This window comes from Nonomuraea sp. NPDC049419 (assembly GCF_040676995.1).
Classification (GTDB): domain Bacteria; phylum Actinomycetota; class Actinomycetes; order Streptosporangiales; family Streptosporangiaceae; genus Nonomuraea; species Nonomuraea salmonea.
The window spans coordinates 64,182-80,541 of the sequence record NZ_JBFAQB010000005.1; the positions used below are offsets into that span (position 1 = coordinate 64,182).

Here is a 16,360-nt window from a genome sequence, read left to right on the forward strand (position 1 = left end):
TCGCCAAGCGTCGGCATTGACGTGTCCAGGCGCCGATTGGTCCCATGATTGCGATCGTTCGGCGTCCTAACCAGCAAGGGCAGGAGAGAGACAGGAGATGCTCAAGCAGCACCGCAGAGCGCTGGCCTGGCTGGTCGCGCTCGCCTGCATCGCAGGAGCGGTCATCGCGCTGTTCGATATCGAGACACCGCTGCGCCCGTTCCTGATCTCCTTGTTCCTCCTGGTCGTGCCAGGGGCGGCAGTGGTGGGACTGTTGCGTGATCGTGACCCCCTTGCCGCACTCTCCGTGGGAGCAGCCGCGAGCCTTGTGCTCAACGTACTGCTCGCCCAGGCCATGCTGCTCTTCAACGCGTGGTCGCCCCGGGCCGGTGTCGCGACGGTCGCCGTGCTCGGTGGGTTCATGTACGTGCTTCGGGTGTTGTACCGGGGGAAGAGCATGCAGACCGAACAGGGGGCCAGGGCAAGGTGAACATCCAGGTAGTCCGGCCCAGAGAACTCGGCGACTCCGAGCGCGCGCGCTGGCGCGAGTTGCAGAAGGCCGACCCGAATCTGGACAACCCGTTCCTGTCGGTCGAATTCGCCGTGGCGATGGATCGTCTGCGCGACTACGTGAGGGTGGCGGTCATCTCCGACGGAGGCCGCATCGTCGGGTTCTTCCCGTACGAGCGGCACAGCTTCGGCATCGGCAAACCCCTCGGCGGCTTCCTCACCACCTGCCACGGCCTGATCTCGGTCCCCGACCTCAAGCTCGACGCCAAGGCCCTGCTGCGGGCCTGCAAGCTCAGCGTGTTCGACTTCGACCACCTCGTGGCCGGCCAGCCGACGTTCGCCGCGTACGAGGCCGACGTCAGGCCCGCGCCCGTGATGGACTTCACCGCCGGCTTCGACGCCTGGCTGGAGCAGGTCAAGTCCAACTCGCCCAAGAACCTCAAGACGGTCAGGTACAAGGAACGCAAGCTCGGCAGGGAGCACGGCGAGCTGCGCCTGGAGTGGGCCTCGCCCGACCCCGAGGTGCTGCGCACCCTGCTGGCGTGGAAGTCCGACCAGTATCGAAGAACCGGCCGGGTGGACAGATTCGCCCAGCCGTGGATCGTCGAGCTGACCGACATGATGCATGCCGAGAACTCATCGGACTTCGCGGGCGTGCTGACCATGCTCTATGCCGGAGACGTGCCGGTAGCCGGGCATTTCGGCCTCCGTACGGCGACCACGCTTGTAGGGTGGTTCCCCGCCTACGACACCGAGTTCGGCCGCTATTCGCCGGGCATCGTGCACCATCTCCAGATGGCCGAGGCCGCCGCGAACGCCGGCCTGCACATGGTGGACATGGGCAAGGGCGGCAAGGAGTACAAGGACTGGCTCAAGAGCGGCGTCCTGTACGTCGCCGAAGGCCGCATCTCACGGCCGTCGCCGTCGGCGGCGGTCCACTGGATGGGCCGAACTCCTTTCAACAAGGCCCGAACAATTGTCATGGACCGGCCGTCTCTCTATAGGGCGGCCGACCGTGTGCTCAAGGGCTTCGGTCGGGTGCGCACCTCGATGCAACATCAGGAGCCATCCAATGCGGTAAGTCAGGAACCAACGGGAACGCGTTAGACCGCTCCCGGGCAAGACCCCCCGGCACAGCACCAACACCCTCACTCCACTGGATCCACCGAATGCATCGTTCGCCGGTTTCACCGTTCCCGCAGCACCCGGGAAGGGTCCGTGCCCGGCGCGTGATGCGGGGTCCCGGAAGGAATTCCCTCGCTATGAGTCCCGAGATAACCAAGCACAACGGCAAGGTCCACTCCGCACCCCTGCGGTCGATGCCTCCGCCCACCAGCTTCACGCCGGTCACTCCGCACCTGGCCATCTCCCCGACGGTCAGCGTGGTCGTGCCGGCGATGAACGAAGCCGAGAACCTCCCTCATGTGTTCGCCACCATCCCGCAGTGGGTGGACGAGATCGTGCTCGTCGACGGCAATTCCGTCGACGACACCGTGGCCGTCGCCAAGCGGCTGCGGCCCAACGTCAAAGTGGTGACCCAGACGGGCAAGGGCAAGGGCGACGCCCTGGCCGCCGGTTTCGCCGCGTGCACCAGCGACATCATCGTGATGATCGACGCCGACGGCTCCACCGACGGCCGCGAGATCATCAACTTCGTGGGCGCGCTGGTGACGGGCGCCGACTTCGTCAAGGGCTCGCGCTACGCGGCCGGCGGCGGCAGCGACGACCTGACGCTCAACCGGCGCCTCGGCAACAAGATCCTCACGGGGATCGTCAACGTGATGTACCGCACCCAGTACACCGACCTCTGCTATGGCTACAACGCGTTCTGGGCGCGCCACCTGGACGTGCTCGACCTCGACTGCGACGGCTTCGAGGTGGAGACCCTGATGAACGTGCGGGCCGCCAAGGCGGGGCTGAAGGTGCACGAGGTGCCGAGCCACGAGCGCAATCGCATCCACGGCGAGAGCAACCTGCACGTCGTACGGGACGGCTTCCGCGTGCTCAAGACCATCCTGAAGGAGTGGCGTCGCCAGCCCACTCCCCCTCAGCCTGAGCCCGCCGCCACTCCCGCCGCTGACCGAGGCGTCGCTTAAAAAAGGATCTCTGTGAACACGTCTGTTGTCATCTGCGTCTACACCGAGGAGCGGTGGGAGGACATCAGGCAGGCAGTCGAGTCGGTCGAGAACCAGACACGCCCGGCACACGAGCTGATCCTGGTGGTCGATCACAACCCCGACCTGCATCTCAAGCTCAAGCGCGAGTACCCGCAGGCCATCGTGGTGGAGAACACGCACGAGCAGGGGCTGTCCGGTGGCAAGAACACCGGGGTGGCCACGGCCAACGGTGAGATCGTCGCGTTCCTCGACGACGACGCCGTCGCCGATCCCGGGTGGCTGGAGGCTTTGGAGGAGGGCTTCCAGGAACCCGGTGTCGTGGGCGTGGGCGGCCGCACCGACCCCTTGTGGGCGTCGGGGCGGCGGCCCTCGTGGTTCCCGTACGAGTTCGACTGGACGGTCGGCTGCACCTACCGCGGCATGCCCGCGGTCAGGGCGCCGATCCGCAACGTCATGGGCGGCAACGCCGCCTTCCTGCGCGACGCGGTGTCCGAGGTGGGCGGTTTCCACAGCGGCATCGGCCGCAGCGTGCAGGGGCGCAAGTCGCGCCCGCTGGGGTGCGAGGAGACCGAGTTCTGCATCAGGCTCTCGCAGCGCAAGCCGGGCTCGGTCATGCTCTTCGAGCCGCGCGCGGTGATCGGGCACAAGGTGTCCAGGCAGCGTGAACGGTTCGCGTACTTCAGGTCCAGGTGTTACGCGGAAGGGCTGTCGAAGGCGCTGGTGACCCGCGAGGTCGGCACCCAGGACGGGCTGTCGAGCGAGCGGGCGCACGCCATGAAGACGCTGCCGCTCGGCGCGCTGCGCGGGGTCGGCGAGGCCCTGCGCGGCGACCTGGGCGGGCTCGGCAGGGCCGCCGCCATCGTCATCGGGCTGGCCTGGACGACCTGGGGTTACGTCGTCGGTTCCGTACGGCTGAAGGTGGCCCGAGAGGGGGCGGGGTCATGACCCGCGTACCGATCCTGATGTACCACTCGGTCACCGACACGCCCAACGACGACACCAAGCCGCACGCCGTGCGGCCGTCCGATCTGGCCGAGCAGCTCGCCTACCTGAAGGAGAGCGGCTTCACCCCGCTCACCCTGGGCGACCTGGTGGCCGCGCTCAACAAGAACAACGGCCGCTCGATGCCGGACAAGCCGGTCGTGGTGACGTTCGACGACGGGTACGCCGACTTCCACAGCCGCGCCCTGCCGCTGCTGGACCGCTACAACTTCCCGGCCACGGTCTTCCTGACCAGCGGCTGGGTCTCCGACGCCGGCAAGGACGCCGCGGGCCGGCCCCTGGACGACATGCTGTCCTGGGGCCAGGCCCGCGAGGCCGCGCAGACCGGCATCGAGATCGGCGGCCACAGCCACAGCCATCCGCAGCTCGACCAGCTCCGCATCGAGGACCTGCGGCAGGAGCTGCGCAGGAACAAGGGTCTGCTGGAGGAGAAGATCGGCGCGCCGGTCGCCACCATGGCCTACCCGTACGGGTACTCCAGCGCCCGCGTACGCCGTGAAGTGCGCAAAGCCGGATACTTCGCCGCTTGCGCCGTGAGCAACACGATCGCCGCCGATCGTCACGACATGCTCGCCATCCCCCGGTTGACGGTCGGCAAGGGCACGACCATCAACATGTTCAAGCGCGCCGTCGAAGGCACCGCCGTACCTCTCATCTACCTGCGCGAGCGCATCCTCACCAAGGGGTACGCGGTCGTGCGCAGGACGAGGTACGGGCTGCAGCGGGTGCGCGGAAATGTCTAGGGTCTGGGCGAGAGTCGTCACCGATTTGCGTAACCCGTTGTTCCGGCAGGGCTACGCGCTGATGGCCAACACGGTCGTCACCGGCGTGCTCGGCATGGGCTACTGGCTGCTCGCCGCCCATTTCTACACGCCCGAGGAGTTCGGCCGCGGCCAGGCGGTGATCACCGCGATGCGGCTGTTCGCCTCGCTGACGGCGCTGGGCTTCGTGGGCGCGCTGGCCCGCTTCCTGCCGATCGCCGGCCGCCGCACGCCCGAGCTGATCCTGCGCGGGTACGGCCTGGCCGCCGCCACCGGCGGGGTCGCCGCGCTCGGCTTCCTGCTGACGCTGCCGTTGTGGGGCAAGACGTACTCGGTGCTGGCCGGGTTCGGGCCCGGCCTGTTCTTCCTGGCGTCCGTGGTGGTGTGGGCGGTCTTCACGCTCCAGGACGTCGTGCTGACCGGGCTGCGCAGGGCGCCGTTCGTGCCGCTGAACAACCTGGTCTTCGGCCTGGTCAAGATGGGCCTGCTGGTGGCGCTCGCCGGGGCGCTGCCCTCCGGCGGGATCTTCGTCTCGTGGGTCATCCCGACCGCGCTGGCGCTGATCCCGGTGCAGTGGCTGATCTTCGGCGTGGTCGTACGCCGGCACGTCCGCGAGTCGGACCCCGTGAAGGAGCCGCCCAGGCTGCGCGAGGTCGGCCGCTTCCTGGCCGGTGACTTCCCCGGCACGCTGTCCATCCTGGCCATCGTCTACCTGGTGCCCGTGGTGGTGGCGACGCAGGTGGGCGAGGCCACGTTCGGCCGCTTCTCGATGGCGCACACGCTGGCCAGCATGATCGAGCTGCTGGCCATGAACATGGCGGTGTCGCTGACCGTCGAGGGCTCCTTCGACCGGGCGGCGCTGGCGGAGAACTGCCGGCGGGCGCTGCGGCGGGCGTTCATGATCGTGGTGCCGATCATCACGGTCGCGGTGCTGGGTGCGCCGCTGATCCTGCGCATCTTCGGCTCCGAGTTCGCCGAGGAGGGCACGTTGCTGCTGCGCCTGATGGCGCTGGCGGTGCTGCCCCGGGTGCTGATCGAGGTGTACCTGAGCGCGCTGCGCGCGCAGAGCCAGGCGCGGACGCTGGCCGTCGTGCAGATCGGGCTCGCCGTGCTGGTGCTGGTGTCCACGTTGCTGCTCTTCCCGTACTTCGGGGTGAACGCGGTCGGATACGGTCTGCTGTTCAGTGAGGTGCTCGTCGCACTTGTGATCTTTGGAAATCTCCGCAAGATACTCAAAGTGGACGAAACTGGTCGGTCGCCTGTCACCCAGGGGTCGTCCGGGGCCGCATGATGGTCAACGTGAGGCAACGGGACGGCGATGGCAAGACCACGGGAACCAGTTCCCCGGACGTTCGTGGTGACAAGGAGGAGTCGGACGTGCCCTTCGATCCGGACGCTACGGGTGTCATCCCGAAGCTGACGTTCGAGCCCCCGTCCGGCGAGGGCGCGAACGCGGCCGAGGAGGCCCCGAAGAGCGCCGAGGACGAAGGCGCCGAGACCGAGGGCACCGAGGAGAAGGGCTCCACGGACAAGGGCGCCGCGGACAAGGGCGCCGCCGACGAGGGCGCCGCCGACGCGGAAACGACCACGGCGATCCGGCTCCCCCTCCCGCTGCCCGCCCCTGACGCCACCTCCACCGACACCACCGACACGAACCCGGCCGGCGTCAAACCCCCGGTCGTCGCGGAGCCCCCGAAGCCGCCCGCCTCCGGTGCGGGCGAGGAGGTCGGGGGCACGCAGCCCATGAAGGTGCAGCCTTCCAGGCCACGGAAGCCCGCCGACGCGCCCAAGCCCGCGGACGCGCTCAGCACGACGAGCGCCACGACCGAAGGCTCTTCCGACACGCCACCCGCCGGAGGGGCGGCCGCGCCGTCCGGCGGCGCGCCGGCGGCCTCCCAGGCACCCGGTGGGGCGCGGAGTCTGGCGGACCTCGTGCAGCCGATGACCGTCCCTGGGCCGCCCGGTGGCGGGGTGGCGGTGCAGAGCCCGCCGGTGAGCAGCCCGCCGCTTCCTCAGCAGGCGCCCTACGGCGGGCCCCAGCGGCAGCAGGCGCCCAAGAAGGGGATCGGGGCGCGGCTGGGGGCGCTGGTCGCCAGCGCGCCCAAGTGGCTGCCCGTCCTGCTGGTCCTTGAGGGCCTGGTCATGTACGTCCTCGCGCTCAAGGTGCCCCCTGGGCCTTGGCGTGGGGTCGATCCCGCCGACATCGACGGGCTCGGGCTGATCTCGGCGCTGCCGGCGACGGCGTTCATCGCCATCCTCATCATGATCGTGTCGTTCTTCGTCACGGTCTCCCAGAGCACCGACCGCAAGTTCCTGCTGCTGTTCCAGATCGCCGCCATCACGTTCGCCCTGCACGGCGCGGGCGCGCTGGTGGCCGACGAGCCGCGCTTCCCCACGGCGTACATCCATGCCGGTTTCGTGGAGTTCATCGGCAGGACCGGCGAGACCGCGATCAACATCGACGCCCGCATGGGCTGGCCGGGCTTCTTCGCGCTCTTCGCCTTCGTGACGAAGGCGGCCGGCATCAGCGACATGACGACGATCCTGCAGTGGACGCCGCTGCTGTCGAACCTGCTCTACCTGCTGCCGTTCGTGCTGATCCTGCGCCAGGTGGTGGCGACGACGCGCGCCAGGTGGTTCGCGGCGCTGCTGTTCGTGCTGGTGCAGTGGATCGGCCAGGACTACTTCTCCCCGCAGGGCTTCACGTTCGCCCTCTACCTGGCGTTCGTGGCGATCCTGCTGCGCTGGTTCGGCCGGGTGGAGCAGCGGACGAAGCCGGTGCCGCCCAAGGGCCTGCGCAAGTGGATCGGCAAGCTGGACGCGATGACGCCGGGCGAGCTGGCCAACACCGGCACGTTCCGCGCCGACAAGCTGCTGATGCTGATGATGCTCATCGCGCTGTTCCTGGCGTCGGTGGCCTCGCATCAGATCACGCCGTTCATGATGCTGGGCGTGGTGACGGCGTTCCTGCTGTTCAAGCGGACGACGCTGACGTGGGCGCTGCCGTTCTTCCTCGGCCTGATCGTGCTGGCCTGGATCAGCTACATGACGGTCGGGTTCTGGGCCAGCCAGATCGACACGATCTTCGGCGGCCTCGGCAACATCCTGCAGAACCTGCGCAGCAACACCGGCGACCGCATCGAGGGCACGGACCCGGCGCACGCGATGGTGCTGCAGTCCCGCCTCGGCATCCTCGCGGTGATCCTGGCCTGCGCCGCGGCCGGGTTGTTCCGCCGGCTGCGGCGCGGGGTGTTCGACCGCTCGGCGCTGATCCTGCTCTGCGTGCCGGTGCTGGCGCTGGGCCTGCAGAGCTACGGCGGCGAGATCGGGCTGCGCATCTACATGTTCGCGCTGCCGGGCGCGTGCCTGCTGGCCGCGTACGCGTTCTTCCCGAACCTGCCGGCCGACAGCGCGGACGTGCGCGAGGAGACGGTGCCGCTGCGCAAGCGGAACGTGCGCTTCAACCCGCAGCTCACCAAGCGGATCTCGCTGGTGCTCGCGGCGTGCTTCGCGGTGGTGTTCGCGATGGCGTTCCTGCTGGCGAGGTACGGCAACGAGAAGTTCGAGCGGGTCACCACCGGCGAGGTGGCGGCGCTCCACTACGTCTACGACCACGACAAGCCGAGCGCCCGCGTGCTCTACCTGGTGCCGAAGGAGGGCCCCGAGGTCACGCCGACGCTGCCGTGGGGCGAGCGGGACATCGAGCGGGTGAGCTTCTCCGAGCAGGCGCTGGTGTTCAAGGACCCGTCCAGGATCGAGAACGCGGTGGCGAAGCTGAAGAGCGCGCCGCGCAACTCATACCTGATGGTGAGCCGGGGCCAGGTGAGCTACCTGCAGCTCAACGAGGGTTTCCCGGCCGACTGGGGCGAGCGGTTCCGCGCGGCCCTGGACAAGTCACCCGACGTCAAGCGGGTCTACGCCAACCAGGACGCGGCGCTCTACACGTGGAAGAAGTTCGTCAGAGGCACGGAGATCCCGGAGCCGAACCCGTACGAGGGCAGGGGCGACCCGACCTCGCCGTGGACGCCGGTGGGCATCGCCGCGCTGGCGGTGACGTGGGTGGCGCTCTTCAGCTACGAGATCATCCGCCTCAACGGCCCCAACCGGGCGCCGCGGGCCCGCAAACGCCTGTTGTTCCTGGCCGTGCCGGCGTTCGCGGTCGCGCTGGCGGTGATCGTGGAGAGATTCCTCTACATCGCGGCGAACAACTGAGCGGTGTAGTACCTGAGGGGTACGTTCCCGGTCCACTCCGCGGCGTGACGACGATGACGGGGGGCGCTTCGTAGCTTCGGCTGCATGCGCTTCCCGTTTCGCCGCAGCCTGCTCATCGCGTCTCTGGCGGTCTCCTTAGCGGCTCCGCTGTCCGGTGCCGAGGTTCCCGCTCCCGAGCCCGTCCAGCCGCCTTCAGGGCTGTCCGAGGCCCGTTACGCCGCCGTCCGGCAGGGCATCGTGGCGGCCGGGCGGATGGCGGCCGCGCACGGGCACCGGCGCCGTGCGGAGGTGCTGCGGGCGATGGCCGATCCCGCGCGGCGGTTCCTGTTCTTCGACGGGCGGGACGGTGGCAGGGCGGCGGAGGTGTTCGGCGATCCGGCCACGGCCGAGCGGGTCGCGGTGCTGGTGCCGGGCTCCGACACGAGCATCGATCGGTACGGGCGGCTGCGTTCCGGTGCTTCTGCGCTGCATGAGGAGCTGGGCGGGCGGGCGGCGGTGGTCGCGTGGCTGGGGTATCGGACGCCCGGCACGTACGAGGCCGCTCTGCTCACCCCCGACCGGGCCGACGCGGCGGCGCCCGCGCTGCGAGCCCTGGTGGAGGAGCTGGTGGACGAGCTGGGGCCGGCCCGGGTGTCGCTGCTCTGCCACTCGTACGGCGCCGTGGTGTGCGGGCGGGCCGCGCCTGATCTGGGCGGGGTGGCGAGCATCGTCCTGTTCGGCGCTCCCGGCACCGGCACCGCCGGCCCGCTGCGCACCCAGGCCCCGGTGTGGGCGGCCAGGGCCGGCGGCGACTGGATCGCCCGCGTGCCGCACGCCCGGTTCGAGCTGCCGTTCGTCACGCTGGGCCTGGGCCTCGACCCGGTCGATCCGGCGGCCGGGACGCGCGTCTTCCCGGCCGGGAACGGCGGGCACAGCGACTACCTGCGGCCCGGTTCCCCGGCGTTGCGTGCCATCGCGCGGATCGTCTCCGGCGATGCGTGAGCTCCTCGAGCGCGTCGAGCGCGCCACCCCGGCGGGCCGGGACCGGGCGGTGGACGGGCTGCGCGCGCTCGCCATCGGCGGCGTGGTGCTCGGCCACTGGCTGGTGACGGCCCTGGTCGCCGACTCCGGCACGCTGCGCGGCGCGAGCCCGCTGAGCGCGCTGCCGCAGCTGGCCCCGGCGTCCTGGCTGTTCCAGACGCTGTCGGTGTTCTTCCTGGTGGGCGGGCTGGTCGCGGCGCGCGGCTGGGCCCGCTCCGCCGAGCGCTACCGCGTGTGGCTCGGCCGGCGGCTGGCGCGCCTGTTCGGGCCGGTCGCCACCGTGGCCGCCGTGTGGACGGTGGCCGCCGTGACCATGCCGGCCTCCGGGGTCTCCCTGGACGTCGTGCTCGCCCTGGCCAGGCTGGTCTGGTCACCGCTGTGGTTCCTGCTGGTCTTCGGCGTGCTGACGGCACTGACTCCCCTGGCCGCCAGGCTGCATCCGGCGTGGCCGGTGGCGGTGGTCGCGCTGGTCGACGGGGGCCGGTTCTTCGCGGGTGGGCCTGGGTGGCTGGGGTGGGTGAACGTGATGGCGGGGTGGTTGGTGCCGTACTGCCTCGGGGCGTCCTGGGCGGGTGGGATGCCGCCCCGGCGTACGGGGTGGGTGCTGCTGCTGGGTGGCGGCGCGGCCACCGTCGCTCTCGTGCTCGCGGCCGGTTATCCGGCCTCGATGGTGGGTGTGCCGGGGGCGGCGGTGTCCAACCTCGATCCGCCCACGCTGGCCGTCGTCACGTTCGGGCTGGCGCAGTGCGGGGCCGCGCGGCTGCTGGCCGATCCGTTACGCCGGGCGCTGCGCCGCCCCCTGGCCTGGGCCGTCGTCGCCGTGGTGAACGTGCACGCGATCACGATCTTCCTGTGGCACCAGACCGCGATGATCGCCGTGACGGCGCTCGGCCTGCTCAGCGGCCGGGTGCTGCCCGGCCTGCACACCGCCCCGGAGTCGGCGGCCTGGGTGGCGGCCAGGCTGACCTGGCTGCCGGCGTTCGGGGCGGTGCTGGTGGCGTGCTGCGCGCTGGCGGGGGTCAGGCGCCGCCGCGCCCCGACCACTTGATCTCGTACGGCCGCAGGCTGACCTGCCGCCCGTCCACGGTGGCCGTGACGCTCTTGTCGCTGGTGTTGACCATGACGAGCTGCTGCTCCTGCCCGATCGCCTTGACCTTCGGGTCGGACGAGGTCACCTCCTCGGCCTTCACCCCGACGGGGAACCACTTGGTGAAGCCGCTGAGCAGCCCCGCCATCGGCATCTCACCGCCGACCTTGGGCGCCCAGAGACAGCCGGGGCACTCACCCTCGCCGTCCTGCTGGGGGTTCCAGTAGAGGGCGGTGGTGACGCCGCTCTTGACGAACTCCATCAGCGCGCTCGCCTGCACGGCCGTGCGCTTGTCCTCGCTCCATCCGGAGTTCTCCGGCTCGACGTACCACTCGGCCCACCACACCGGCTTGTCGCCGCTCTTCTGCCGCAGCCAGGTGGTGATCGCGCTGAACTTGGCCTGCGCGCTGAAGTCGTCGGGCACGTTGCCCTTGTCGCCGGTCATCGAGGCGCCGTCGACCACGATGAAGTCGGCGCCCTTGTTGTGCTGGATCCAGTATTCGATGGCGTCGAGCGCCCGCTGGTCGACGGTGCCCCAGGGCCCGGTCAGCTCCGACGGCCCGGTGCCCGACAGGGTGCCGATCGGGACGTAGGGCCCGCCGACCTTGATCTCGGGATCGACCTTCTTCAGCGCGTCGTAGACCTTGTTGTACAGCTCGGTGTAGCCCTCGGCGTCCCAGCGGTTGGTATCGGCGTTCCAGAAGCCCTTGAACTCGTTCCAGACCATGTAGTGCTTGACCGTCGGGTACTGCTTCGCCACCCGCGCGGCGAGCTTGGCGAAGTCGTCGAAGTGCTCCTTCTTGGGCGCGACCGTGTGGTTCTTGCTCCAGTCGGTGCGGCCGGCCTGCCCGCCCTTCATCCAGTCGGGGGCGCAGCACAGCGTGATGACCGGCATGGCTCGCGAGGACGCCATGAACGTCAGCCGCCGGTCGAGGTCACGGAAGTTGAACTGGCCAGGGCTCGGCTCGGGGTTGCCCACGCCCCAGCCCATGATGTGCTGGTTCTGCAGCATGGGGACCCGGCCGAGCACGCCCCTCGCCTGCTCGGCGACGTGCTCCGGCTCGTTGTCGGCGCTGAACTGGGTGTGGGTGACGCCCCAGCGCGGCCACTTGTCGAACGCGGGCGGCGCCTCCAGCGTGGGGGCGGGCTGGGTGGGCACGGACGTGGCGACGTCGCTGCCCTTGAACTCGCTGCGGGCCTGAGTGCGGATGGCGGCGTAGATCATGATGCCCGCCACCAGCACGACCGCGAGCGCGCCCGCCCCGAGCGCGATCGGCCACGGCGATCGCCTGCGCGCGTGTCGGCCGTCGGTCGGAATCACTGAACGCTCCTCATCCTCGCGAGACGTTAGGGGGAACAACGAACTTACAAGGTCCGGAAAGTGAGGGGGGCCGGGCGGCGTGCCCGGCCCACCTCACGGTAGTGGTCCCGCTCGCGGAGCGCCTGCCGTTGATCTGGACTCGTCAGCCGGCGTTCGGCGGGCGCTGCCCGGTGGCGGGTCCCGGCACGCCGGCGTACCGGTACGGCACGGGCTGCCGCCCCGGCTGCACGACGAGGAGGGTGCCTGGGGTGTCGGTGTAGAAGGCGCTCTCGACGGCGGCGGCGACGTCGTCGGCCGTGAGCAGGGGGAAGCCGGCGTTGGCGAACAGCTCCCGGGCGTCGGCCACGAGCGGCGTGTCGGTGAAGCCCGGGCAGACCGCGCCGATGCGGACGTTCTGGGCGGACAGCGGCTCGGCCAGCGCCCTGACCAGGCCCACCACCGCGTGCTTGGTCATCGTGTAGACGGGGTCGCCGGCGAAGCCCACCAGCCCGGCCAGCGAGGCGGTGGCCACGATGGCGCCGCCGCCCGAGCGTACGAGCAGCGGCACACTGGCCCGCACGCCGAAGACCACGCCGTCCACGTTGACCCCGACCACCTTGCGGTAGCGCTCGGCGTCGAAGTCCGCGAAGTCCACTTTGCCGGTGATGCCGGCGTTGAGGTGCACGAGGTCGAGCCGGCCGTAGCGGCGCTCGGCCAGCGCGACGGCCTCAAGCGACGCCTCCTCCTGGCTGACGTCGGCGGCCAGCCAGGCGCCGTCGACCTCCTTGGCCAGCCGCTCCACGCCCTCGGCGTCGAGGTCGACCAGGACGCAGCGGGCGCCGCCCGACGCCAGGCGCCGCGCGACGGCGGCCCCGATGCCGCTCGCCGCTCCGGTGATGAGTGCGACAGTGCTCATGACGCTCCTTGCCTGGGGGGTCGAGGCGTTCAGTGCTGGTCGAGCATGCGATGGGCGCGCGAGATCAACGTGGGCACGGCCGCGCCGATGCGGTCGAAGCCCTCTCCCACGGTCTTACCCTGACGGAAGCGCGCGTGGATACCCTCCACGATGACGGCGAGCTTGAAGTTGCCGAACGCCACATAGAACCCCAGGTCGGATATCTCGCGACCCGACACCTTGGCGTAGTGTGCGGCGAACTCCGCCGCGTTCATGAACCCCGGCGCCACCGTCACGTCACCGGCCACGGGGATGCGCGCCCGCTCCTCGTCGTCCCTGTCATGCCAGTACGTCAGCGTCAGCCCCAGATCGGCCAGCGGGTCACCGAGCGTGGACATCTCCCAGTCGACCACCGCCGCGATCTCCAGGTCGCCGAGCCGCAGCAGCGTGTTGTCCAGCCGGTAGTCGCCGTGGACCAGCGTGCCGGGCGCCTCGGCGGGCAGCCGCGCCCGCAGCCGCTCGACCAGGCGGTCGTAGTCGGGCAGGTCGGCCGTCTTCGAGCGCTCCCACTGCTGGCACCAGCGGTCGAGCTGCCTGGCCATATAGCCCTCCGGCCGCCCGAAGTCGCCGAGGCCGACCTCCCTGTAGTCGACGGCGTGGATGGCGGCGAGCACCTCGGCCAGCCGCTCCGACAGCCGCTGGACGCGCTCGGGCGCCGGGTCGCCGAGCTCGTCGCGGGTGCGTACGGCGGCGCCCTCGACGTACCCCATGAGGTAGAACGGCGCCCCGATCACGTCCTCGTCGGCGCAGAACGCGACCGGCTCCGGCACCGGGACGGGCGTCGGCGCGAGCGCCGAGATGACCCGCCACTCGCGGCGCATGTCGTGGGCGGTGGGGAGCACGTGACCGAGGGGCGGCCGGCGCAGCACCAGCCGGCGTCCCGGGGCCTCGACGAGGTAGGTGAGATTGGACCTGCCGCCCGAGATGAGCGAGACGGAGCCGGGCTCGCCGGCGTCGGGCACGTTCTGGCCCATCCAGGCGACCAGACGGGGGTGGTCGATGCCGGGCACGGTCCCAGATTCGGTCATGAACACACATTAGAACGTCACTCGGTCCTGAGCGCTAGCTGGGAATCTTGTAACGTTCCGGAGCTGCGGCGACCGCAGGGGGCCAGATCCTTTACTCTGGGTAATACACCCCTGGCCACATGCTGGACAGAGTGCATGCCGACAGTAGGAGCCCATGCGCGTCACCCTTGCCCTGCCTCGTGAACTGGGTCAGCCGGAAGTGACCCGATGGCGTGCCCTGCAGGAAGCGGACACCGCCTTCGACAACCCCTTCCTATCCCCAGAATTCACTCTCATCGTGGGCGAACTCCGAGACGTCGTACGTGTCGCCGTCATTTACGACGGTCCGGAAATAGTGGGATTCTTCCCCTTTGAACGGCATCCGCTCGGCATCGGGAAACCGGTGGCCGCCGGGCTCACCGACGCCCAGGGCCTGATCTACGCGAAGGACGTCGAGATCGACCCGATGCGGCTGATCAAGGCGTGCGGGCTCTCGGTCTACGAGTTCGACCACCTGGTCGGCGGGCAGCCGCTGCTCAACGCGCGCGCCGAGCGCCATCCCTCGCCGGTCATCGACCTGCGCGAGGGCTGGGAGCCCTACACCGAGACGCTGAAGAAGCAGTCCGGCAAGACCTACAAGTCCACCCTGGCCAAGTCGCGCAAGCTGCAGCGCGAGATGGGCACGCTGCGTCACGACTACGCGACCACCGACCTCGCGCCGCTGCGCACGCTGCTGGGCTGGAAGACCGACCAATACCGGCGCACCGGGCGCACCGACAGGTTCGCCCACAAGTGGATCGTCGAGCTGGTCGAGCGACTGCTGGCCACCCGCACCGAGACGTTCGCCGGGGTGCTCGACATGGTCTACGTCGACGACCGGCCGGTGGCGGGCCACTTCGGGGTGCGCACCCGCACCACGCTGGCCGGCTGGTTCCCCGCCTACGACACCGCGTTCGCGAAATACTCCCCCGGGCTCATCCACCACCTGGCGATGGCCGAGCGCGCCGCCGCCGACGGCATCCAGATCATCGACATGGGCCGGGGCCAGAAGGAGTACAAGGACAAGCTCAAGAACGGCCAGCTTGAGGTGGCCGAGGGCCGGGTGGCCAGGGCCGGCGTGGCGGCGGGCGTCCACTGGATGATGCGGGTGCCGGTGCGCAAGACCAGAGCCACGGTGATGGCCAATCCGGTGCTGCTCAAGACCGCCGACAAAGCATTGAAAACGTACGGGAGACTGCGTACTGTCCTACAAGGGTGAAACGCATCGCAGAGCGTACAGACCGTCGCTGTCTGTCGCTTCCGTCCAACCGGCTGGGGCTCTACCTCGCGCTGCGTCACTGGTGCACCCCCGGCCAGCGGCTGCTGATGTCACCCATCTCGGCGGACGAGATCCTCTTCCTCGTGCTGGCGGCCGGCCTGCTCCCGGTGATCGCGCCGCTGTCACCCCGTGACGGCAACATCGACACCTCGCGCGTCGACCTCGGCGGCGTGGACGCGGTGCTGACCACCAACCTGTACGGCCTGCCCGACGACGTCCCCGCCTTCGCCGGGAAGATCCTCATCGAGGACGTCGCCCACGCCATGGAGACCGACCTCGGGGGCCGCCCGCTCGGCACGTTCGGGCAGGCCGGGGTCTTCAGCCTGTCGAAGCACCCGTCCGCCGGCTCCGGCGGCGTGCTGGCCGTCGAGCACGAGTCCGACCTCAAGGCGCTCACCCGCGCCCGCGACGCGCTGCTCGCCCCCGGCTCGCTGCGGGCCGACGTGCTGAGCGTGGCCACCTCCATGGCCCGCCAGGCGGCGCTCAAGCTCGACCTCGTCCGCCCCGCGCTCGCGCTCGCCCGCCGCCTCGGCCTGATGGAGCCGCGCGACGGCTACCGCATCCCGCTCGCCGCCGACCGGCTGAAGGAGGCGCTCAAGCAGGTGCCCGTGCTGCCGCCCTTCGACCCGTGGGTCCGCGCCGACCTCCACCACTACCGGGCACGCAGGAGCCGCCTGGTGCGGTGGTACCAGGCCAGGCGGGTGGAGCGGGTGCCGCGCGACCGCGCGCGCCGGCTGGCGGGCGTGCAGCGCCTGGCCGAGCTGCCCACCGTCGCGCCCGCCGTGCTCGACGACCTGTCCAGGCCGTTGTTCCGGGTGCCGCTGCTGGTGCGCGACCGCGACGCGGCGATCGCCGAGCTGGAGCGGCGCGGGGTCTCGACCGGCTACCTGTACGACCCGCCGTACGACGACTACGCCCCCGGCTTCACCGACCCCTCCCCCGACCCGCTGCCCGCGCGCTGGTGGGCCCGTCACGTGCTGCCCGTCGACCCGATGTACACCTTCCGCTCGCTGCCCGTCCTCAGCCGGCTGGAGCCACCGGAGCGCGGCCCGCACGGCTGACCTGCTCAACTGGCCGACTCAACTGACCGGC

Annotated in this window: 14 protein-coding genes; 11 read left to right on the top strand and 3 right to left on the bottom strand. The window is 70.2% G+C overall.

The features are described 5' to 3' along the window. Positions 1-97: 97 nt before the first annotated feature. The 9 genes from AB0K12_RS17470 to AB0K12_RS17510 all read left to right on the top strand — a co-directional run bounded on the left by AB0K12_RS17470 (position 98) and on the right by AB0K12_RS17510 (position 10,649). Positions 98-469, top strand: a complete 372-nt coding sequence (locus tag AB0K12_RS17470; protein WP_355418680.1) for a hypothetical protein — start codon at positions 98-100, stop codon at positions 467-469. Next, a complete protein-coding gene (locus AB0K12_RS17475) occupies positions 466-1,596 on the top strand; it encodes a GNAT family N-acetyltransferase (protein WP_364561634.1) in 1,131 nt (376 codons plus the stop codon). Before AB0K12_RS17470 ends, AB0K12_RS17475 begins: the two co-directional genes overlap by 4 nt. 155 nt (positions 1,597-1,751) lie before the next feature. Then, a complete protein-coding gene (locus tag AB0K12_RS17480) occupies positions 1,752-2,585 on the top strand; it encodes a glycosyltransferase family 2 protein (protein WP_364561636.1) in 834 nt (277 codons plus the stop codon). 12 nt (positions 2,586-2,597) lie between these two features. After that, positions 2,598-3,551: a glycosyltransferase family 2 protein gene (locus AB0K12_RS17485; RefSeq protein WP_364561639.1), complete on the top strand. Its 954-nt coding sequence runs from the start codon at positions 2,598-2,600 to the stop codon at positions 3,549-3,551. Continuing rightward, positions 3,548-4,351, top strand: a complete 804-nt coding sequence (locus tag AB0K12_RS17490) for a polysaccharide deacetylase family protein (RefSeq protein ID WP_364561642.1) — start codon at positions 3,548-3,550, stop codon at positions 4,349-4,351. Before AB0K12_RS17485 ends, AB0K12_RS17490 begins: the two co-directional genes overlap by 4 nt. Beyond that, positions 4,344-5,660, top strand: a complete 1,317-nt coding sequence (locus tag AB0K12_RS17495; protein WP_364561645.1) for a polysaccharide biosynthesis C-terminal domain-containing protein — start codon at positions 4,344-4,346, stop codon at positions 5,658-5,660. Before AB0K12_RS17490 ends, AB0K12_RS17495 begins: the two co-directional genes overlap by 8 nt. A gap of 86 nt (positions 5,661-5,746) precedes the next feature. Beyond that, a complete protein-coding gene (locus AB0K12_RS17500) occupies positions 5,747-8,581 on the top strand; it encodes a hypothetical protein (protein WP_364561648.1) in 2,835 nt (944 codons plus the stop codon). A gap of 84 nt (positions 8,582-8,665) precedes the next feature. Further along, on the top strand, positions 8,666-9,562 hold the full coding sequence (locus AB0K12_RS17505) for an alpha/beta hydrolase (protein ID WP_364561650.1): 897 nt from the start codon (positions 8,666-8,668) through the stop codon (positions 9,560-9,562). Next, the gene (locus tag AB0K12_RS17510; RefSeq protein WP_364561653.1) at positions 9,555-10,649 is read left to right on the top strand and encodes an acyltransferase; all 1,095 of its coding nucleotides are present in this window, start codon (positions 9,555-9,557) and stop codon (positions 10,647-10,649) included. The genes AB0K12_RS17505 and AB0K12_RS17510 overlap by 8 nt, the downstream gene beginning before the upstream one ends. Here the strand turns inward: AB0K12_RS17510 and AB0K12_RS17515 are convergent. The 3 genes from AB0K12_RS17515 to AB0K12_RS17525 form a co-directional block, all read right to left on the bottom strand. Continuing rightward, entirely contained in the window at positions 10,621-12,009 is a 1,389-nt protein-coding gene (locus AB0K12_RS17515; protein WP_364561656.1) for a xylan 1,4-beta-xylosidase, read from the bottom strand. The genes AB0K12_RS17510 and AB0K12_RS17515 overlap by 29 nt on opposite strands. 142 nt (positions 12,010-12,151) lie before the next feature. Beyond that, entirely contained in the window at positions 12,152-12,904 is a 753-nt protein-coding gene (locus AB0K12_RS17520) for an SDR family NAD(P)-dependent oxidoreductase (protein ID WP_364561659.1), read from the bottom strand. Positions 12,905-12,933: 29 nt separating this feature from the next. Next, complete coding sequence (locus AB0K12_RS17525) at positions 12,934-13,971, bottom strand: phosphotransferase family protein (RefSeq protein ID WP_364561662.1); 1,038 nt, start codon at positions 13,969-13,971, stop codon at positions 12,934-12,936. Between the two features lie 277 nt (positions 13,972-14,248). Here AB0K12_RS17525 and AB0K12_RS17530 point away from each other — a divergent pair, with 277 nt between their 5' ends. Together AB0K12_RS17530 and AB0K12_RS17535 are read left to right on the top strand one after the other, a co-directional pair. Beyond that, complete coding sequence (locus AB0K12_RS17530; RefSeq protein WP_364561665.1) at positions 14,249-15,208, top strand: GNAT family N-acetyltransferase; 960 nt, start codon at positions 14,249-14,251, stop codon at positions 15,206-15,208. Next, entirely contained in the window at positions 15,205-16,329 is a 1,125-nt protein-coding gene (locus AB0K12_RS17535) for a DegT/DnrJ/EryC1/StrS family aminotransferase (RefSeq protein ID WP_364561668.1), read from the top strand. The genes AB0K12_RS17530 and AB0K12_RS17535 overlap by 4 nt, the downstream gene beginning before the upstream one ends. Positions 16,330-16,360 lie beyond the last annotated feature (31 nt).